Source organism: Streptomyces roseoviridis (assembly GCF_039535235.1).
In the GTDB taxonomy this organism is placed as follows: domain Bacteria; phylum Actinomycetota; class Actinomycetes; order Streptomycetales; family Streptomycetaceae; genus Streptomyces; species Streptomyces roseoviridis.
On the sequence record NZ_BAAAWU010000001.1, the window covers coordinates 3806276 to 3825897 of the forward strand.

Sequence of the window (19622 nt, forward strand, 5' to 3'; positions counted from 1 at the left end):
GCCGACCGCCACCTGATACCCGACCGGTATCCGGGCCCGGAAGATCAGCTCTTGCTCTTCACTACCGCCTTCATCACGGCCTTCGCGATCGGGGCCGCCAGACCGCCACCGCTGATGTCCTCACGGTCGGTGCCGCCCGCGTCCTCGACGATCACGGCCACCGCCACCGGGGAACCCTGGTCGGTCTTGGCGTAGGAGATGAACCAGGCGTAGGGACGCTTGGCGTTCTTCTCGCCGTGCTGCGCCGTACCCGTCTTGCCGCCGACCTTCACCCCGTCCATGTTCAGGTCGGCCTTGCCGCCGGTGCCGTTCTCGACGACGTTCTCCATCATCCGCTGGAGCAGCTGCGCGTTCTCCGGCGAGACCGGGCGGCTCAGCTCCTTCGGCTCGTTCTGCTGGATCACGTCGAGGTTCGGCGCCACCAGCTTGTCGATCATGTACGGCTGCATCAGCTTGCCGTCGTTGGCGATCGCGGCCGTCACCATCGCCATCTGCAGCGGCGTCGTCGCCGTGTTGAACTGGCCGATCGACGACAGCGCGTTTCCACCCCGGTCGGCCTTCTTGTCGTAGACGGAGGCGACCGCGCGGACCGGAGTGAACTGCTCCTCGTTGAAGCCGAACTTCTCCGCCATCTCGACCATCTTGTCGCGGCCGACGTCGTCACCGAGCTTGGCGAACACCGAGTTGCACGACACCCGCAGCGCCTCGTTCAGGCTCGCGTTGGCGCAGCCGCCGTGCTGGTTCTTCATCGGTACCCGGGACAGCGGGATCTTCCAGCCCTCGGGGGTGTCCGTCGCCGCGTCGATGTCCTTGACCGCGCCGTTCTCCAGCGCCGCCGCCGCCGTGACCACCTTGAAGACGGAGCCGGGCGGGTAGATCTCGCGCAGCGCACGGTTCAGCTTCGGCTTGTTCTTGTCCTTCTCCAGCGACTGCCACGCCTGGGCGTCCGCGTTGTGATAGCCGGCGAAGGACGCCGGGTCGTACGACGGGGTCGAGGCGAGCGCCAGGATCTTGCCCGTCGACGGCTCGATCGCGACGACCGCGCCCGTCTTCGACCCGAGGCCCTTGTACGCGGCCCGCTGCGCCGCCCCGCTCAGGGTGGTGACGACGTCGCCGCCCTTCTTCTTCTCGCCGGTGAACATGGCGAGGGTGCGGTCGAAGAACAGCCGGTCGTCGTTGCCGGTGAGGATGCCGTCCTCGATCTTCTCGATCTGGCTGGCGTCGAAGGCCTGCGAGGCGTAACCCGTGACCGGCGCCCACATGGGGCCGTCCACATAGGTCCGCTTGAACTTGTAGAAGTTGTCCTTGGAATCGATCGAGCCCGTGATCGGCTTGCCGTCCACGATGATGTTGCCGCGCTCGCTGGCGTAGCGCTCGATCGTGACCCGCTTGTTCTTCGGGTGGGCGTTGAGCTCGTCGGCGCGCACGTACTGGAGCCAGTTGTCCCGCACCAGCAGGGCGAAGATCAGCAGGCCGCAGAAGATCGCGACGCGGCGCAGCGGCTTGTTCACGGACGGACCACCTGCGTCATCTCGGCGTCGGGGTTCGGGGCGGGGGAGGGCGCGGGTCGGCGCGCGGTGTCGCTGATACGGATCAGCACGCCGATCAGCGCCCAGTTGGCGATCACGGACGAACCACCGTAGGCGAGGAACGGCATCGTCATACCGGTCAGCGGGATGAGGCCCATCACGCCGCCGGCGACGACGAAGACCTGCAGCGCGAACGCGCCCGACAGGCCCATCGCCAGCAGCTTGCCGAACGGGTCGCGCGCGGCGAGGGCGGTGCGCACACCGCGCTCGATGATCAGCCCGTAGAACAGCAGGAAGACCATCACACCGGTGAGACCGAGCTCCTCGCCGACGGTGGCGAAGATGAAGTCGGAGTTCGCGGCGAAGCCGATGAGATCCGAGTTGCCCTGGCCGATGCCGGTGCCGAGGATGCCGCCGGAGCCGAAGGACATCAGCACCTGGGACATCTGGTCGCAGGCAGCGGCCATGTTGCTGCCTTCGGGAGCCGTCTTCAGGCACTCGAAGGGGTCGAGCCACGCGGCGACGCGGGACTTCACGTGGGAGGCGGTGGAGCCGACGACCACCGCACCGGCCGTGGACATCAGCAGACCCATGACGACCCAGCTGGTCCGCTCCGTCGCCACGTACAGCATGATCACGAACATGCCGAAGAACAGCAGCGACGTTCCGAGGTCGTTCTCGAAGACCAGGATCATCAGGCTGATCGCCCAGATCGTCAGGATCGGTCCCAGGTCCCGGCCACGCGGCAGATACAGCCCCATGAAGCGGCGGCTGGCCAGCGCCAGCGCGTCCCGTTTCACCATCAGATAGCCGGAGAAGAACACGGCCAGGACCAGCTTGGCGAACTCACCGGGCTGGATCGAGAAACCACCGACGTTGATCCAGATCTTGGCGCCGAAGACGTCCGCGCCGAGACCGGGGACGAGCGGCAGCAGCAGCAGCACGAGGGCCGCCGCCATCGAGATGTACGTGTAGCGCTGCAGCACCCGGTGGTCCTTCAGCAGCAGCAGCACACCCACGAACATGGCGATGCCGATCGCCGAGTACAGCATCTGGTTGGGTGCGTCGGGGCTGAAGGTCTTGTACCGGGCGATGATGCGCGGCGACTGGTCCAGGCGCCAGATCAGCACCAGACCCATCCCGTTGAGCAGCGTCGCCAGCGGCAGCAGCAGCGGGTCCGCGTACGGCGCCCACTTGCGCACCACGAGATGCGCGACGCCCGCGAGCAGGCCGAGCCCGAGCCCGTATCCCGCCATGCCCGGCGGCACCTTGCCGTCGATCGCCAGACCGACGTTGAGGTACGCGAACACGGGGATGGCGACGGCGAACGCCAGCAGCGCCAGCTCGGTGTTCCGGCGGCTCGGCGCCTCGATGGCGCCGATGGTGGTCGTGTTGGTGACAACGCTCATGGTGGTGAAAGGCCCCCTACGGGTCTGCTTACTGCTTGCCGCAGTTCGAGGCCAGCTTCTGCTCCTCCGAGGACAGGGTGGGCCCGGGGGACGGCGCGGCTGTGGTGGGCTTGGGGTTCGGCGACGCGGAGCCTTCCGAGGACGGCGGCGGGCTCGCCTTGTCCGCCGCGTCCGCGGCGGCCTTCTGACGCTGCTCGGTCTTCTTGCAGGCCGACGCCTGCACCGCCAGCTCGGAGATCTTCGTCTTCGCCTTGGCGAGGCTGCCGCCCGCGATGGTGTCCTCGACCTGCTTGCGCTGGTACGCCGGCAGGTACTTGAGTTCGATCTCGGGGTGGTCCGCCTCGACCTCCGAGAGCCTCACCCACGCCAGGTCCTGGCTGATGCCCCGGTACAGCGCCACGTGATCGTCCTTCGTGCCCACGTAGTACTGCGTCTGCGTCCAGCGGTACCCGCCGTACAGGCCGCCGCCGATCACCCCCAGCGCCAGCACGAGGAAGAAGGAGCGCTTCAGCCACTTGCGGCCGGAGCGCGGCTTCACGAAGTCGTCCTCCGCGTACGCGCCGAAGGAGCCCTGCGGCGGCATCCCGCCGTAGCCGTGGTCGTCGCCGCTTCCGGGCGGGCCGAAACCGCCCGCCGGCGGCTGCTGGTGCGGCGCCGGCCGGCCGAGCCCGGAGGCGCGGCCCGCGGGCGTGTGCATCGCTCCGCCGTCGTGCAGCGGCGACTGGTTCTCCGCGACCGCGCCCACGATCACCGGGGTGTCGCTGAGGTGGCCGGCGAGGGTGTCGCCGCCGTCGACGTCGAGGACGTCGGCGACGATCACCGTGATGTTGTCCGGGCCGCCGCCGCGCAGCGCGAGCTGGATCAGCTCCTGCACGGTCTCCTGTGGACCCTGGTAGCTGGCGAGGGTCTCCTCCAGCGTCTGGTGCGACACCACGCCCGACAGGCCGTCGGAGCACACCAGATAGCGGTCGCCCGCCCGCACCTCGCGGATGGACAGGTCCGGCTCGACGTGGTCGCCGCTGCCCAGCGCGCGCATGAGGAGCGACCTCTGCGGGTGGGTGGTGGCCTCCTCCTCGGTGATCCGGCCCTCGTCGACGAGCCGCTGCACCCAGGTGTGGTCCTGCGTGATCTGCGTGAGCACGCCGTCGCGCAGCAGGTACGCGCGCGAGTCTCCGACGTGCACGAGACCGAGGCGCTGTCCCGTCCACAGCAGGGCGGTGAGCGTCGTGCCCATGCCCTCCAGCTGCGGGTCCTCCTCGACCATCATCCGCAGCTGGTCGTTGGCGCGCTGCACCGCCGTACCGAGCGAGGTGAGGATGTCGGAGCCGGGGACGTCGTCGTCCAGCGTCACCAGGGTCGAGATCACTTCGGACGAGGCGACCTCACCGGCGGCCTGGCCGCCCATGCCGTCGGCGATCGCGAGCAGCCGCGGCCCGGCGTAACCGGAGTCCTCGTTGCCCTCGCGGATCATGCCCTTGTGCGAGCCCGCGGCGAAACGCAGTGACAAGCTCATGCCCACCTGCCCTGTCGGCGCCGCCTCGGGGTGCCGCCGGTCTCGAGCCACACTGCCCACCCTCCGGTCGGGAGCCCGTACCCGCCCTGGCCCGCTGCCCGGGCTGCCGCGCGGTCCTCGGGGCGGCCCTTCGTGGGGACCGTCCCGGCGCGCTCGCTCCGCTCGCTCATTTTCGTACTACTTCCGCAGCTCGATGACGGTCTTGCCGATGCGGATCGGCGCGCCCAGCGGAATCGGCGTGGCGGTGGTGAGGCGGGTCCGGTCGAGATACGTGCCGTTGGTGGACCCGAGGTCCTCGACGATCCACTGACCGTCCCGGTCCGGGTAGATCCTGGCGTGCCTGCTGGACGCGTAGTCGTCGTCCAGCACGATCGTCGAGTCGTGGGCGCGGCCCAGCGTGATGGTCTGCCCCTGGAGGGCGACCGTCGTGCCGGTGAGGGTGCCCTCGGAGACGACGAGCTTGGTCGGGGCGCCGCGGCGCTGCCGCCCGCCGCCCGCGGCCTGCTGGCCGCCCCGCTGCTGCGGAGGCGCGGCGGCCTGCCGCCCGCCCTGCTGCGGGCGCGCTTCCTGGCGCCGCGAACCGCGCTGGGTGACCCGCGTGCCGAACAGGTCGCTACGGATGACCTGGACGGCCACGATGACGAACAGCCACAGAACGGCCAGGAAACCCAGCCGCATGACCGTCAGGGTCAGCTCTGACATTGCCCCCGCTTCACCCTTCGGCTTGCCGGTAAACGATGGTGGTGCTGCCCACGACGATCCGCGAGCCGTCGCGGAGCGTAGCGCGGGTGGTGTGCTGCCCGTCCACCACGATGCCGTTGGTGGACCCGAGATCCGTGATCGTCGAGGGCGTTCCGGTCCGGATCTCGCAGTGCCGGCGCGAGACGCCGGGATCGTCGATCCTCACGTCCGCGTCGGTGCTGCGGCCGAGGACCAGGGTCGGGCGGGAAATCTGGTGACGGTTGCCGTTGATCTCGATCCAGCGGCGGACCTGCCCGCCGCCCGAACCGGGCACGGGCGCGGGACCGCCGGGACGGCCCGCGGCCGCAGCCGTCGGACGGTGACCGGGCATCGCCGGGGCGCCCGGCGGCGGCGCCGCGGGCATCGGCGGGGCACCGGCCGGAGGGTAGCCGTAGCCACCGCGCGGCGGCTGCTGCTGCCCCTGACCGGGATGCGGGGCGTGCCCGCCGGCGGGCTGCGGCTGTGACGTACTCGACGCGAGCGTACGACTGCGCACCCGGTACAGACCGGTGTCGAGGTCGTCGGCCTTCTCCAGGTGGACCTTGATCGGCCCCATGAAGGTGTACCGCTGCTGCTTGGCGTAGTCCCGGACCAGACCGGCGAGCTCGTCGCCGAGCTGGCCCGAGTAGGGGCTGAGGCGCTCGTAGTCCGGCGCGCTCAGCTCCACGATGAAGTCGTTGGGGACGACCGTCCGCTCGCGGTTCCAGATCGTCGCGTTGTTGTCGCACTCGCGCTGGAGGGCGCCGGCGATCTCGACGGGCTGGACCTCGGACTTGAAGACCTTGGCGAAGGTGCCGTTGACCAGACCTTCAAGTCGCTGCTCGAACCGCTTCAGGACTCCCATGGGGCACCTCCTCCTTCGTCGTCGTCCTGGTACTGCTTACTGATCGTATCCACGCGTCGGGAAATCGGCTGGTTCCCCTTCTCTGCCCTGTGGACGAGTGTCACCTCTCACAGACCTTCCGCGGGCCTTTCCCCCGGGATCGTAGAGGCGGCCTGTGGACAGTGTCCCGCACCGGGGACCGAGCGGAAGTGCCGCGTGCGCCACCTCTCACCCGTCCCGGCCTCCGGTCCTGCCCGTCGTGGTCTGCGATCTTGCCCGTCCCGGCCTCCGGTCCTGCCCGTCGTGGTCTGCGATCTTGCCCGACGCGGTCTCCGATCTCGTCCTTCGCGGTCTGGTGATCCTGCTGTCCCGGCCTCCGGTCCTGCCGTCCTGGCTCCGATCCTGCTGTCACGGCCACCGGTCCCGCCCGTCACCGCTTCGGCCGGTCGCTGCGGCTCCCGTTCCTCTTCCCTCCCTGCTCCTCTTCTCTCCTCCTCCGTCGCGGAGGGGTCGAAACAACGGATGTGAATCCACCGTCTGCGACGTGCTAATCTTCAGATGTCGCCAGGCGAGCGCACCGAAAGGTGAAGGAGCCCGGAGACCACCCAATGCGCGGGTGGCGGAATAGGCAGACGCGCTGGATTCAGGTTCCAGTGCCCGAAAGGGCGTGGGGGTTCAACTCCCCCCTCGCGCACCAGACGGAAGCCCCGTAGGTCAATGACCTACGGGGCTTCCGCGTTGTCGGTGGTGGGCGTGGCGCCGGCGCTGCGGGTGCGGTGCGGGTGATGGTGCTCGTGCGACGGGTGGGGCCCGGGGTTCGCCGAGGCGCGGGCCGTGCGAGCGGTGCGACCTTCGTCGGTCGGGGGCGCGACGAAAGAGGACGGCGGGCGGTCGGGCGCGGCGCCTATCGTGCGAGCGTGGAAGCTCCTACGAAGATCGGGACCGTCAGGGCCTGGCTCCGCGCCGGGTGGTGCTGGTTCGCGGTGCCGGGACAGTGGTCGCGGCGCAGGACCGCGGGCGAGGCGGTGCTCGCCGTCGTCATGGCGCTGCTGGCCGCCGGCACCGAGGACCTCCTCGGCGGGGAGGGCTGGGCGCTCGCGGGCGTCGCCGTGGCCTCGGCCGTGCTGTCGCTGCTGCGGCGTCGGCTGCCGGTGACCGCGCTCGTCGTCACCTCGTTCCTCGCACCGTTCGTACCGGGCTTCCTGGCGCTGCTGATCCTGGTCGGCTGGTCGGCGGGCCGTTACGTCCCGGGTGCGGGCCGCGCCCTGGCCGCGGGCACCGCCGCGTACGTCCTCAACATGGCCGGCACGGTCCTCGAGATGTGGGACGGCCACCGGATCCTGACCGTCACGTTCATCTCGACGCTGTACTTCCTGGCGACGACGCTCGCACCCGGGCTCGCCCACCGCTACTGGGCCCAGCGCAGGACCCTGCTGCACGCCCTCCAGGAGCGGAACGTGCAGCTGCTGCGCGAGCGGGCGATGATCGCGGGTCAGGCCAGGATGCGCGAGCGCCAGCGGATCGCGCAGGACATGCACGACAGCCTCGGCCACCAACTGGCGCTGATCTCCGTGCACACCGGAGCCCTGGAGGTGGACCCCCATCTGACCGATCGCCAGCGCGAGGTGGTGGCGGTCCTGCGGAACGCCTCCATGGACGCCATGCACGAGCTGCGGGAGGTCGTCGGCATCCTGCGCGACGGCGTCGAGGCCCCGGACGAGGGGCCCGGCGGGCCGGTGGGGCGGCCCGGTGACGAGACGGGACGGGCGGCGCGGGGGACAGCCGGCATCGAGGGACTCGTCGACGCGGCCCGGTCCGCCGGGACCGCGATCGGCCTGACCCGACGGGGCGAGCCCCGGGCGCTCGCGCCAGCCGTCGACCACGCCGCGTACCGGATAGTCCAGGAAGGCCTGACGAACGCGTACAAGCACGCGCCGGGCGCCCCGATCAGCGTGGAGGTGCGCTACGAGCCGGACGCCTTCGTGGTCGAGGTGCTGAACGAGGAGACGGCCGAGCGCCCCGCGGAGGTCGTCAGCGGCGGGCAGGGGCTGACCGGCCTGCACGAGCGGGCACGCCTGGTCGGCGGCATCGTCCACGCCGGCCCCGCCGACGGCGGCGGCTTCCGGGTCGCCGGAGTCCTGCCGTACGGGGCGGTGGAGGCCGCGCCGTACGTGGACCCGTACGCCGACGCGTACGCGGACGTGTACGCGGATCCGTCGGCGGGCGTGGCGGGCGCGGCGGCGCGGGGGCCGGTGCTCGCGTCGGCGGCGCATGCGTCGGGGGTGCCTGCCGTGCCCGCCTCGCCCGGGCACGCGTCAGCCGGTTCCGGTGCCGTGCCGTACGGGGGCCCGCCGGCGGTCCCCTACGCCGCGTCTTTCGTCGATGCGGCTGACGACTTCCGGCAGCAGTCGAAGAAGGGTCCGGGAGGCCACCGTGGTCGGGTCGCAGTCGGACCGTCCGACTGGACGGTGACCGAGCGGGAGCTGGCGATGGCGATGCAGGCGGGCAGGGGCAGGAGCAAGAGCGGCGGGATAGCGCTCGGCTGCGGGATCGCGTTCGCGGCCCTCGTCCTGCTGCTGGTGGCGGGAGGCTTCGGCCTGTACTTCCTGATGGGCTCGATGTCGAAGGGGATGATCGACCCGGCCGAGTACGACGCCGTCAAGGTCGGTCAGAGCGAGAAGGAGGTCCGGGACCGACTTCCTTCGGGCGACACCATCACGACGACCGGACTGCACGGGAAGGGCCCCGCGGAGCCGGAGGGATCGACGTGTCTGGTGCTCATGAGCACGGAGATGGGCGACAGCCTCGACTCGGAACCCGTTTTCCGGTTCTGCTTCAAGGACGGCAAGCTGATCGAGAAGAAGTCGTACGACGTCGTGCGCTAGGGCCCTCGTGCCCGGCGCCGGGGCGGGCCCTGACCTGGGACCAGGCCCGCTCGTACCGCTAGCCGTGGGGAGTGGCTGTGACAGGGCTCGGGGCAGGGACCGGAGCAGGAGCAGGGGCAGGGGCAGGGGCAGGAATCGGTTCGGGGGCCGGGTCGGGGACCAGCGGGGGAGCCGGGTCGGGGGCCGGGGTCGGCGCGGCAGCCGAGCAGCAGGCGGGCGGGGCGGCGGGGACCGCGTTCGGGACGGAGCGGCCGATCAGGGTCGTGATCGCCGACGACGAGCCGTTGATCAGGGCCGGAATCCGGATGATCCTCACCTCCGATCCGCAGATCGAGGTCGTCGCCGAGGCCGTGAACGGCCGCGAGGCCATCGACCTGGCGCGCGCCCACGCGGCCGACGTGGTGCTGCTCGACATCCAGATGCCCGTGCTCGACGGCCTGTCCGCCCTGCCGGAGCTGCGTCGGGCCGCACCCATGACCAAGGTAATCGTGCTGACGACCTTCGGCGAGCGGGAGAACGTGCTGCGCGCCCTCGAACACGGCGGAGCCGGGTTCCTCCTGAAGGACACCGCGCCGGCCGAGCTGATCCGCGCCGTGCGGGCCGCTGCCGCGGGTGACGCGTACCTCTCCCCCGCCGCCACCCGGCATGTGGTGGAGCAGCTCGCCTCGGGCCGGGAGGCGGCGCGCGCGGAGGAGGCCAGGCGGCGGCTGACCGCGCTCAGCGAGCGTGAGCGCGAGGTCCTCGCGCTGCTGGGCGAGGGGCTCTCCAACGCCGACGCCGGCCGGCGGCTGCACATGAGCGAGGCCACGGTGAAGACGTATGTGAGCCGGATCCTGGCCAAGCTGAACTGCGAGAACCGGGTGCAGGCGGCGCTGCTGGCCCGGGACGCCCGCCTCTAGGCCGCCGGGGCCTCTTTCCTGTTCAGGGCTCCTCGTGGGCGCTTCGCGCGGGGGCGGCGGGGGCGTCGGTGTCACCCGCCGCGTTGTAGCGGAGCAGATAGGACGCGAACGCGGCGAGGTCCTCGGGCGACCAGTCCTTGAGGCGTTCCTCGTACGCGGCGAGCCGGCTGGCCTGGGTGGAGGCGAGGACCTGGGTCCCGGCCTCCGTCGGGTGCAGCACCTGGACCCGGTGGTCGTCGGGGTCGGGCCGCCGCTCGACCAGGCCCAGCTTCTCCAGGGCGGCGACCTGGCGGCTGACCGTCGACTTGTCCAGCAGGTAGTGGGCCGCGAGATCGGTGGCCCGGCAGCCGTGCCGGTCGTCGATGTGGGCCAGGAGCGTGTACGAGACCAGCGGCAGCTCGGGATGCAGCCGGGCCGCGGCGGCCCGTGCCCGGCGGGCGAAGGCCGTCAGCTCCCGCTGGATGGTGTCGAGGGATGTCTCCCGCCCGCCCTCGCTCATGGTGCGCTCCTCGTCGCCGGGGGCCGGACGCCGGCTGGCCCGACCCACACTTTCAGTTGTATAGTACAACGGTTATTTAGTTGTAAAAGCCAACCATGGAGGTTCCGGTGCCCGAAGGACCGACCACCAAGGGAGCACTGCGCCACGTCCTCGGCCACCTGCTCACCCCGCTGCTGATGTGCATCGGCATGGGCCTCGCCTACCTCGGCGCCTTCCACGCCCCCCAGCCCCACGACCTGCGCGTCGACATCGTCGGCTCCGGACCCCAGGCCCAGGTCCTCGCGCAGACCGTCCACGACAAGGGCGCCGGCGCCCTCGACGTCCGCACCGTCCCCGACCGCGCCGCCGCCACCGCCGCCCTGCGCGACCGGTCCAGCTTCGGCGCCTACATCCCCGCAGCGGACAGCAGCACCCCCGAACTCCTCGTCGCCTCCGCCTCCTCCGACACCAGCGCCATGGCCGTCGAGAAGGTCTTCACCAAGGTCGCCGCCACCCGCGGCGACCCGCTCAAGGTCACCGACGTCGCCCCCGTCGCCTCCGGCGACCCCACCGGCCAGGGCATCTTCTTCCTCCTGGTCGCCCTCAGCATCGGCTCCTACGCCTCCGTCGCGGTCATCGGCGGCGCCGGAGCCGTCCTGCCCATGCGCATCAGGGCCCTCCTCGCCGCCGGCATGTCCCTCGTCGTCAGCCTCATCGGCACCGTCTTCGCCGGGCCCCTCTTCCACCTCGTCGACCACGGCCTCGGCGGCGTCTGGGCCCTCTCCTGGCTGTACTGCGCCGGCATCCTGCTGATCGGCGTCGGACTCCACACCTTCCTCAAGCGCTGGACCACCCTCGGCGTGATGGTGCTGTTCGTGATGCTCAACTTCACCAGCTCCGGTGGCATCTACCGGCCCGAACTCCAGCCCGGCTTCTTCGGCTCCTTGCACGCCTTCTGGAACGGCGCCGGCTTCGTCGAAGGCGTCCGCGGCCACGTCTACTTCGACGGCCACGCCCTCGGCGGCAACGTCCTCGTCCTCACCCTCTGGCTCCTCGCCGGCATCGCCCTGACCGTCACCGCCGGCCTCACCGAAGCGCGTCGCCACCCCGCCCCCGGGACCGACGAGCGGGCCACGGCCCGCGCCGGGCAGGAAACGGAGCAGGAGATGGAGGAGGAGATGGAGGAAGCGGTCGCCGTCTGACCTGCCGAAACAGAGTTGTCCACAGGCCGTTGTCCACAGGGGCAGACGGCCTCGTGGACCCGGCGGTACCGTCAGGGCCAGTCGACACAGCCGATGCCGACAGGACAGTGAACGGCGGGGGAGGGCGTCCCATGGACGACACCAGCACGGCGGTACCAGGACAGCGCGACCACACATGGGCCGACCGGCCCGCGGCCGGCCCGGCCCCAGCCGGTGCGTCCCCAGCCGGAGCGCCCACGCCCGGCGCGTGGACGGCCGACGCGGCCACGGGAGACAAGCCCGCCACCGGCGCTTCCCCGGCCGACCAGTCCGCGACCGGCGGCTCCGCCCGCCTGCCGCACGTCCCCGGCTTCGCCCGCCGCTCCGCCGACGGAGCCGCCGCCACCGCCAAACAGCGAGGCAAGGAACTCCGCCAGGACCTCCCCCGCTCCGCCCACGCCACCCTCCACCTGGCCGCGGACCGGCCCGACGCCCCCAGCGCGGTCGAAGAGTCCAACCACGGCCGCGTACCCGGCCTCACCCCCATCAGGGTCGGCAGGATGGCCGCCAGCCCCTTCGCCTTCCTCCGCGGCGCCGCCGGCCTCATGGCCCACGACCTCACCGGCTCCCCCGTCACCGGCATCGCCACCCAGATATGCGGCGACGCCCACGCCGCCAACTTCGGCCTCTACGGAGACGCCCGCGGCGGGCTCGTCATCGACCTCAACGACTTCGACGAGACCGTCGTCGGGCCCTGGGAATGGGACCTCAAGCGGCTCGCCACCTCCCTCGTCCTCGCCGGACGCGAAGCCGGCGCCGATGAGGACACCTGCCGGGCCGCCGCCTTCGACACCGTCGGCGCCTACCGGCGCACCATGCGCCTGCTCGCCAGACTCCCCGCGCTCGACGCCTGGAACGCCATCGCCGACGAGGAACTCGTCTCCCACACCGACGCCCGCGACCTCATAGGCACCCTCGAACGGGTATCGGCCAAGGCGCGCAACAACACCAGCGCCCGCTTCGCCGCGCGCTCCACCGAAGCCGTCCCCGCCGACGAAGGCGGCGGCAGACGCTTCGTCGACGCCCCACCGGTACTGCGCCGCGTCCCCGACGCGGAGGCGGCCGCCGTCGCCGCCTCCCTCGGCCCGTACCTGGAGACCGTCTCCGAGGACCGGCTTCCGCTGCTCGCCCGGTACGCCGTCCACGACGTGGCCTTCCGCGTCGTCGGCACCGGCAGCGTCGGCACCCGCTCCTACGTCGTGCTGCTGCTCGACCACCGGGGCGAACCGCTGATACTCCAGGTCAAGGAGGCCCGCCCCTCGGCGCTGCTGCCGCACCTCGCCACCATCGGCTTCACCGCGAGCGACACCGGACACGAAGGACGGCGCGTGGTGCTCGGGCAGAAGCGGATGCAGGTGGTCAGCGACATGCTGCTCGGCTGGACCACCGTGGAAGGGCGGCCCTTCCAGGTCCGGCAGTTCCGCAACCGCAAGGGCAGCGTCGACCCGGCCGCCCTCACCGCCGACCAGTTCGACGACTACGGCCGCATGACCGGCGCCCTGCTCGCCCGCGCCCACGCCCACAGCGCGGACCCGCGGCTGATCGCCGGCTACTGCGGAAAGAACGAAGAGCTCGACGAGGCCATAACAGCCTTCGCCGTCGCCTACGCCGACCGCACCACCGCGGACCACGCCGACCTGCTGTCGGCGATCCGCTCGGGACGGATAGCGGCGGAGCTCGGCGTCTGACGGCAGGCGGCTCGGAGGCGAGCCGCCGAGCGGGGCGCCGTCCGTCCTGTGCGATGCGACGTTCTCGGGGAGGGAGGGGAGGGGGGAGGGGGAGGGAGGGGGGAGGCCCCCCAGGGACCGTAGGCTGGACGGGACGAACCGGAACGACGACGTGGACGGGCGTGGACGTGAGCGTGGACCAGGGCGTGGGTGACGGGTCCGAGGAGCGACCCGAGGGCGAGCGGCCTGAGGGCGCACGACCTGAGGGCGCACGACCCGGTCGTGATCGGTCCGACGGCGACCGGTCCGACGGTGATCGGCCGGAGGCGCGGCTCGATCAGGCCGTGCGGGTGGCCGAGCAGGCCCTGATCGAGTTCGAGATCGCGGTGGAGACCTTCCGGGTCGAGGTGGAGAACTTCTCCCGCCTGCACCATCAGAAGCTCGGCCCGATGTACGCGCGTCTCGACGAGCTGGACGCGCAGATCGCGGAGGCCAGGGCGGCGCGTACCGGGGATCCGGAGGACGTGCGGCGGGCGCAGGAGGCGCGGGCCGCGGTCATGCCGATGCCCGGGGTGGAGGAGCTGTTCCACGACTGGGTCGACTCCGACGGCCTGTCCGCGGAGGCGGCGGCGATGCTGACGGACCGGCCGGTGCAGCCGCCGAAGCGGGTGCGGCCGTCCGACGAGGTCCGCAAGCTGTACCGGGACCTGGCGCGCAAGGCGCATCCGGATCTCGCGCGGGACGAGGACGAGCGCAAGCGGCGCGATGAGTTCATCACGCGGGTGAACGCGGCCTACGCCCGTGGCGACGAGGGTCTGCTGCGGGAGCTGTCCGAGGAGTGGGCGGCCGGGCCGGTGCCGGAGTCGCGGCTGAGCGAGGCCGAGGAGCTGTACGCGCGTCTGGAGTGGCTGGCGCACCGCAAGGAGATGCTGTCGGTGGTCGCGCGGGAGCTGGAGGAGAGCGCGATCGGCGCGATGCTGCGGATGGCGCCGGATGATCCGGACCGGTTGCTGGAGGAGATCGCCGAGCAGTTGCTCGCGCAGGTCGGTGAGCGTGAGGCGGAGCTCGCGGCGCTCGTGGCGTAGGCGGGAAAGCTTGTTGCAGTAGGTTCGATGGTGGTGCGCCCGAGGGGGCGCGGAGTTTTCCGAGAGAGGCCTGGTCCATGAATTTCGCCCCGCTGCCGTCGGTCGACGTGGCTTCGGTGCCGGCCGATGCCCTGGTGCTGGATGTCCGTGAGGACGACGAGTGGGCGGCCGGTCACGTCGAGGGTGCTTTGCACGTTCCGATGAGTGAGTTCGTGGCGCGGTTCGGTGAGGTCACCGAGGCCGTGGCGGAGGGGCGTCGGGCGTTCGTGATGTGCCGGGTGGGTGGCCGGTCGGCGCAGGTCACGCAGTACCTGGTGGCGCAGGGCGTCGACGCGGTGAACGTGGACGGCGGAATGCTGGCGTGGGAGGGCGCGGGGCGTCCGATGGTGACGGACGACGGAAGCCCGGCGTACGTGCTGTAAGGAGCGTCTCAGGCGAGGGGGTGGGAGGCGAGCAGGTCGCCGAGTGCCTCCTCGTGGGCGGCGGCGGGGCCGAGGGAGAGTTCGAGGTGCTTGGCCCAGGCGTGGTAGCGGTGCAGGGGGTAGTCGGTGTCGGCGCCGAAGCCGCCGTGGAGGTGCTGGGCGGTCTGGACGACGCGGCGTACGCCTTCTGATGCCCAGATCTTGGCGACGGCGATGTCCGCGGCGGCGGGGAGTGGGCCGTCGGCCGCGGTGCTGAGCCGCCCGGCGGCCTGCCAGAGGGTGACCTCCATGGCGCGCAGGTCGATGTAGCGGTCGGCTGCCTGGACGGCGACGGCCTGGAAGGTGGCCACGGGGTGGCCGAACTGTTCGCGTGTGCCGGTGTACCGGCTGGTCATCGTGAGGACCTGTTCGCCGAGGCCGAGGGCGAGGGCGCAGGTGCCGGTGGTGAGCAGTGCGTGGAGTTCTTCCCAGGCGCCTTCGGTGTCGATGACGTCGGTGGGGTCGAGGCGGACGTCGTCGAGGTGGAGTGCGGCGAGGAGTTCGCCGTGGGTGCCGTACTGGTCGGCCAGGGTGAGGCCGGTGTGGTCGCGGGGCAGCAGGGCGAGGACGGTGCGGCCGTCGGGGGTGTGCGCGGGGACGGCGATGCGGTCGGCCTGGTGGGCCCAGGGGACGGTGCTGGTGTGGCCGTCGAGGGTCCAGCCGGTGCTGTCGCGGTGGGCGGTGACGGCGAGGGGGGCCGGGTCGTGGCCGGTGCGGCCGTGGGAGGCGGCGGTGAGGACGAGTTCGCCGCGGGCGACGCGGGGGAGCAGGGCGTCGGTGGTTTCGGCGGGGGCGTGGTGCTGGAGGGTGAGGGCGACCGCGCTGGTTTCGAGGAGGGGGATCCGGGCGAGGGCGCGGGCTGATTCGCGCAGGACGAGGCAGAGGGCGATGGCGTCGAGTCCCGCGCCGCCGTGGGTGGGGTCGAGGACGAGGCCGAGCAGGTCGGTGTCGGCGAGCCGGGTCCAGAGGGCGCGGTCGAAGTCGTTGTCGACCGCGCCTTGGGTGAGGGCGGGGCTGGGTACGGCGTCGGGTGGGACGTCGGCGAAGACGGCCTTGGCCGTTTCGGCGGCCGCGTGCTGTTCCTCGGTGAAGGTGAAGTCCACTGTCCTGTCCCTCCCGGTGGCGCCCACTGTCATCTGACGGTCCGTCAAGATAGAGCAGGTGCTGCCGGAAGGGAATGGGCGGGCGGGCCGGTCAGCGGTCGAAGTCGAGCTCGACCTCTGGTGTGGCGGGGTGGGACTGGCAGGCCAGGACGTAGCCGGCGTCGGTCTCCTCGGGCTCCAGGGCGAAGTTGCGGTCCATGCGCACCTCGCCGGAGACGAGGAAGGCGCGGCAGGTGCCGCACACTCCGCCCTTGCAGGCGTACGGGGCGTCCGCCCGGGCGCGCAGCACGGTCTCCAGGAGCGTCTCGCCCCGCTGGACCGGCCAGTTGCCGGACCGGCCGTGCAGGGTGGCGGTCAGCGTGGCGTGGGCGGGCGCGTCGGCTGTCTGGGCCGGGGCGGGTGCGGAGCCGTCGTCGACGTGGAAGATCTCCTGGTGGATGCGTCCGCGGTCGACGCCGAGCTCGCGCAGAGCTTGTTCGGCGTTCTGCACGAGGCCGAAGGGGCCGCACAGGAACCAGCCGTCGATGTCGCCGACCGGGAGGAGCGTCGGCAGCAGGGTGGTGAGCCGCTCGCGGTCGAGGCGCCCGGAGGGGAGGCCGGCCTGCTGTTCCTCGCGGGAGAGCACGGTGACGAGCTGGAAGCGGTCGGGGAAGCGGTCCTTGAGGTCGGCGACCTCGTCGAGGAACATCGTGGAGGCCGCGGTGCGGTCGCTGCGGACGAGGCAGAAGCGGGCCTCGGGCTCGCGGGCGAGCAGGGTGGCGGCCATCGACAGGACCGGGGTGATGCCGCTGCCGCCGACGACGGCGGCGAAGTGGCCGGGGCGCGGGGTCAGGGTGAAGCGGCCCGTCGGCTCCATGACCTCGACGGTGTGGCCCACGGCGAGTTCTTTCAGGGCGTAGGTGGAGAACTCGCCGCCGTCGACGAGGCGGATGCCGACGCGCAGGACGGGTGTCTCGTCCTCGGTTGCGGCGGGGGCGCAGATCGAGTACGTGCGGCGGATCTCCGTGCCGTCCGGTCCGGTGCGGCGCAGGGCGACGTGCTGGCCGGGGGTGTGGCGGAACGCGTCGCGCAGTTCCGGCGGGACGGCGAAGGTGACGGCCACGGAGTCGTCGGTGAGCTGCTCGACCTCGCTCACGCGGAGCGGATGGAACCCGGCCCGTGCGGCGCTGGGGGACGGCATCTACAACTCCTTGAAGTGGTCGAACGGTTCACGGCAGGCGGTGCAGCGGCGCAGTGCCTTGCACGCGGTGGAGGAGAAGCGGCTGAGGAGTTCGGTGTCGGTGGAGCCGCAGTGGGGGCATCGGATCGCCAGGGTGAGCGGGACCGGTCCGCCGGCGGGGCCCTGGGGGCGGGGCGGGGCGATGCCGAACTCGGCGAGTTTGCGGCGCCCTTCCTCGGTGATGTCGTCCGTCGACCAGGCGGGGCTGAGGACGGTGACGACGGAGACCTCGGGCACGCCGTGCTCGTGCAGGGCGTGCTCGATGTCGGAGGACATCGCCTCGATGGCCGGGCAGCCGGTGTAGGTGGGGGTGAGCTCGACCTCCACGCGGCCGGGGCCGTGGACGTGGACGCCGCGGAGGACGCCGAGTTCGGCGAGGGTGAGGACGGGCAGCTCGGGGTCGGGGACGGCGCCGGCGATCCGGGCCAGTTCCTCTTCGAGCGGGGTGGGGGCCGTGGTGGCCGGGGTGCCGGTCACCATGACGCCCCCGGGTGGCTGCGGTGCAGGTGCTGCATCTCGGCGAGCATGCGGCCGAAGGACTCGGTGTGGAGGCCCTGGCGGCCGGCGCCGGCGCTCCAGGCGCCGGTGCGCGGTCCGGAGGGGACGGTGAGGGTGGCCTTTTCGAGGACGGTGGTGACGGAGTCGAGCCAGGCGCGCTCCATGGCCTCGGTGTCGAGGTCCAGGCCGTCGAGGGGCTGGAACAGCTCGCCGGTGTAGCGCCACAGGGCGTCGCAGGCCTGCTGCATCCGCTGGTGGCTCTCGTCGGTGCCGTCGCCGAGGCGCAGGGTCCAGTGCTCGGCGTGGTCCTGGTGGTAGGCGACTTCCTTGACGGCCTTGGCGGCGAGCCCGGCCAGTGGGCCGTCGGTGGCGGCGAGCCGCCCGTACAGGAGCCGCTGGTAGGTGGAGAAGTAGAGCTGGCGGGCGATGGTGTGGGCGAAGTCGCCGTTGGGCTGTTCGACGAGCTGGCAGTTGCGGAAGGCGCGTTCCTCACGGAGGTAGGCGAGTTCGTCCTCGTCGCCGACGAGGGAGAGCAGGACGCGGGCCTGGCCGAGGAGGTCGAGTGCGATGTTGGCGAGGGCGACTTCTTCTTCGAGGACGGGGGCGCTGCCGGCCCACTCCCCCAGGCGCTGGGCGAGGACGAGGGCGTCGTCGCCGAGGGCGAGTGTCGCGGCCGGGACGGTGGTGGTCTGGCTGGTCACAGGTGCTTCACCCCGTCCGGGATCTCGTAGAAGGTCGGGTGGCGGTAGGGCTTGTCCGCGGAGGGTTCGAAGAAGGGGTCCTTCTCGTCGGGCGAGGAGGCGGTGATCGCGGTGGAGGGGACGACCCAGAGGGACACGCCTTCGCTGCGCCGGGTGTAGAGGTCGCGGGCGTTGCGCAGGGCCATCTCGGCGTCGGGGGCGTGCAGGCTGCCGGCGTGGGTGTGGGACAGTCCGCGGCGCGAGCGCACGAACACCTCCCACAGCGGCCATCCGTCGGTGGTCATGCGCGTGCCTCCCCGTCCGTGTGCTGTCCGGCCGTGCGGCCGGTGTCGTGGCCGGGCTCGTGTCCGGCATGGTCTTCGGCCTGGTGTCCGGTGTGCTGCTGGTGCTTCTGGGCGTATGCCGCGGCGGCGTCCCTGACCCAGGCGCCGTCCTCGTGGGCCTGGCGGCGCTTGTTGAGTCGCTGCTCGTTGCACGGGCCGTTGCCCTTGAGGACGTCCCAGAACTCGGCCCAGTCGATGGGGCCGAAGTCGTAGTGCCCGCGCTCCTCGTTCCACTTGAGGTCGGGGTCGGGGAGGGTGAGGCCGAGGCTCTCGGCCTGGGGGACGGCGATGTCGACGAAGCGCTGGCGCAGTTCGTCGTTGGAGTGCCGCTTGATCTTCCACGCCATCGCCTGGGCGGAGTGGGTGGACTCGTCGTCCGGCGGGCCGAACATCATCAGCGACGGCCACCACCAGCGGTTCACCGCGTCCTGGGCCATGGCGTGCTGGGCCTCGGTGCCGCGGGAGAGGGCGAGCAGTGCCTCGTACCCCTGGCGCTGGTGGAAGGACTCCTCCTTGCACACGCGGACCATCGCGCGGGCGTAGGGCCCGTAGGAGCAGCGGCAGAGGGGGACCTGGTTGGTGATGGCGGCGCCGTCGACGAGCCAGCCGATGGCGCCGACGTCGGCCCAGGTCAGCGTCGGGTAGTTGAAGATCGACGAGTACTTCTGGCGGCCGGAGTGGAGCTTGTCGAGGAGCTCGTCGCGGCTGGCGCCGAGGGTCTCGGCCGCGCTGTACAGATACAGGCCGTGGCCTGCCTCGTCCTGGACCTTGGCCATGAGGATCGCCTTGCGCCGCAGGCTGGGGGCGCGGGTGATCCAGTTCGCCTCGGGCTGCATGCCGATGATCTCGGAGTGGGCGTGCTGGGCGATCTGGCGGATCAGGCCCGCCCGGTAGGCGTCGGGCATCCAGTCGCGGGGCTCGATGCGCTCGTCGGCGGCGACGGCGGCGTCGAACACCGCTTCGAGTGCGGCCTGGGGCGCCTCCGTCCCCGCTGTCGCTGTCGTCGTCTCTGCCGTACCTGCGGTCATCGGACCCCCTACCGACCGA

Annotated in this window: 18 protein-coding genes and 1 tRNA gene; 7 read left to right on the forward strand and 12 right to left on the reverse strand. The window is 71.6% G+C overall.

Annotated elements, in window-relative coordinates:
- Window positions 1–44 precede the first annotated feature (44 nt).
- From ABD954_RS17260 to ABD954_RS17280, 5 genes are all read right to left on the reverse strand, one after another.
- A complete protein-coding gene (locus tag ABD954_RS17260) occupies window positions 45–1511 on the reverse strand; it encodes a peptidoglycan D,D-transpeptidase FtsI family protein (RefSeq protein WP_345486924.1) in 1467 nt (488 codons plus the stop codon).
- Window positions 1508–2938: an FtsW/RodA/SpoVE family cell cycle protein gene (locus tag ABD954_RS17265; protein WP_345486925.1), complete on the reverse strand. Its 1431-nt coding sequence runs from the start codon at window positions 2936–2938 to the stop codon at window positions 1508–1510. Before ABD954_RS17265 ends, ABD954_RS17260 begins: the two co-directional genes overlap by 4 nt.
- A gap of 28 nt (window positions 2939–2966) precedes the next feature.
- Window positions 2967–4451 (reverse strand): Stp1/IreP family PP2C-type Ser/Thr phosphatase, encoded by a 1485-nt coding sequence (locus tag ABD954_RS17270; protein WP_345486926.1) that lies wholly within the window; start codon window positions 4449–4451, stop codon window positions 2967–2969.
- 177 nt (window positions 4452–4628) lie between these two features.
- Entirely contained in the window at window positions 4629–5153 is a 525-nt protein-coding gene (locus tag ABD954_RS17275) for an FHA domain-containing protein FhaB/FipA (RefSeq protein WP_345486927.1), read from the reverse strand.
- A 10-nt stretch (window positions 5154–5163) separates the two neighbouring features.
- Window positions 5164–6036 carry an FHA domain-containing protein gene (locus tag ABD954_RS17280; RefSeq protein ID WP_345486928.1) on the reverse strand — a complete coding sequence of 291 codons (873 nt, stop codon included), beginning with the start codon at window positions 6034–6036 and terminating at the stop codon, window positions 5164–5166.
- 589 nt (window positions 6037–6625) lie between these two features.
- Here ABD954_RS17280 and ABD954_RS17285 point away from each other — a divergent pair.
- The 3 genes from ABD954_RS17285 (at window position 6626) to ABD954_RS17295 (ending at window position 9799) form a co-directional block, all read left to right on the forward strand.
- Window positions 6626–6712, forward strand: a tRNA-Leu gene (locus tag ABD954_RS17285).
- An 88-nt stretch (window positions 6713–6800) separates the two neighbouring features.
- Entirely contained in the window at window positions 6801–8900 is a 2100-nt protein-coding gene (locus ABD954_RS17290; RefSeq protein ID WP_345486929.1) for a sensor histidine kinase, read from the forward strand.
- A gap of 263 nt (window positions 8901–9163) precedes the next feature.
- Entirely contained in the window at window positions 9164–9799 is a 636-nt protein-coding gene (locus ABD954_RS17295) for a response regulator transcription factor (protein WP_345486930.1), read from the forward strand.
- Between the two features lie 22 nt (window positions 9800–9821).
- Here ABD954_RS17295 and ABD954_RS17300 read toward each other — a convergent pair whose 3' ends face one another.
- A complete protein-coding gene (locus tag ABD954_RS17300) occupies window positions 9822–10298 on the reverse strand; it encodes a MarR family winged helix-turn-helix transcriptional regulator (RefSeq protein WP_345486931.1) in 477 nt (158 codons plus the stop codon).
- A gap of 95 nt (window positions 10299–10393) precedes the next feature.
- Here ABD954_RS17300 and ABD954_RS17305 point away from each other — a divergent pair, with 95 nt between their 5' ends.
- From ABD954_RS17305 to ABD954_RS17320, 4 genes are all read left to right on the forward strand, one after another.
- Complete coding sequence (locus ABD954_RS17305; protein ID WP_345486932.1) at window positions 10394–11479, forward strand: ABC-2 transporter permease; 1086 nt, start codon at window positions 10394–10396, stop codon at window positions 11477–11479.
- Window positions 11480–11610: 131 nt separating this feature from the next.
- Entirely contained in the window at window positions 11611–13206 is a 1596-nt protein-coding gene (locus ABD954_RS17310) for a DUF2252 domain-containing protein (RefSeq protein ID WP_345486933.1), read from the forward strand.
- A 161-nt stretch (window positions 13207–13367) separates the two neighbouring features.
- The gene (locus tag ABD954_RS17315) at window positions 13368–14270 is read left to right on the forward strand and encodes a J domain-containing protein (protein WP_382745698.1); all 903 of its coding nucleotides are present in this window, start codon (window positions 13368–13370) and stop codon (window positions 14268–14270) included.
- A 77-nt stretch (window positions 14271–14347) separates the two neighbouring features.
- A complete protein-coding gene (locus ABD954_RS17320) occupies window positions 14348–14692 on the forward strand; it encodes a rhodanese-like domain-containing protein (protein WP_345486935.1) in 345 nt (114 codons plus the stop codon).
- Window positions 14693–14700: 8 nt separating this feature from the next.
- Here the strand turns inward: ABD954_RS17320 and ABD954_RS17325 are convergent, their stop codons facing one another.
- The 6 genes from ABD954_RS17325 to paaA all read right to left on the reverse strand — a co-directional run bounded on the left by ABD954_RS17325 (window position 14701) and on the right by paaA (window position 19603).
- Complete coding sequence (locus ABD954_RS17325; RefSeq protein ID WP_345486936.1) at window positions 14701–15834, reverse strand: acyl-CoA dehydrogenase family protein; 1134 nt, start codon at window positions 15832–15834, stop codon at window positions 14701–14703.
- Between the two features lie 91 nt (window positions 15835–15925).
- The gene (locus ABD954_RS17330; RefSeq protein WP_345486937.1) at window positions 15926–17014 is read right to left on the reverse strand and encodes a 2Fe-2S iron-sulfur cluster-binding protein; all 1089 of its coding nucleotides are present in this window, start codon (window positions 17012–17014) and stop codon (window positions 15926–15928) included.
- Window positions 17015–17533 carry a 1,2-phenylacetyl-CoA epoxidase subunit PaaD gene (gene paaD / locus ABD954_RS17335; protein ID WP_345486938.1) on the reverse strand — a complete coding sequence of 173 codons (519 nt, stop codon included), beginning with the start codon at window positions 17531–17533 and terminating at the stop codon, window positions 17015–17017.
- On the reverse strand, window positions 17527–18252 hold the full coding sequence (gene paaC / locus ABD954_RS17340) for a 1,2-phenylacetyl-CoA epoxidase subunit PaaC (protein ID WP_345486939.1): 726 nt from the start codon (window positions 18250–18252) through the stop codon (window positions 17527–17529). The genes paaD and paaC overlap by 7 nt, the downstream gene beginning before the upstream one ends.
- Window positions 18249–18536: a 1,2-phenylacetyl-CoA epoxidase subunit PaaB gene (paaB, locus tag ABD954_RS17345; protein ID WP_345486940.1), complete on the reverse strand. Its 288-nt coding sequence runs from the start codon at window positions 18534–18536 to the stop codon at window positions 18249–18251. Before paaB ends, paaC begins: the two co-directional genes overlap by 4 nt.
- Window positions 18533–19603 carry a 1,2-phenylacetyl-CoA epoxidase subunit PaaA gene (gene paaA, locus ABD954_RS17350; RefSeq protein ID WP_345486941.1) on the reverse strand — a complete coding sequence of 357 codons (1071 nt, stop codon included), beginning with the start codon at window positions 19601–19603 and terminating at the stop codon, window positions 18533–18535. Before paaA ends, paaB begins: the two co-directional genes overlap by 4 nt.
- Window positions 19604–19622: the final 19 nt, after the last annotated feature.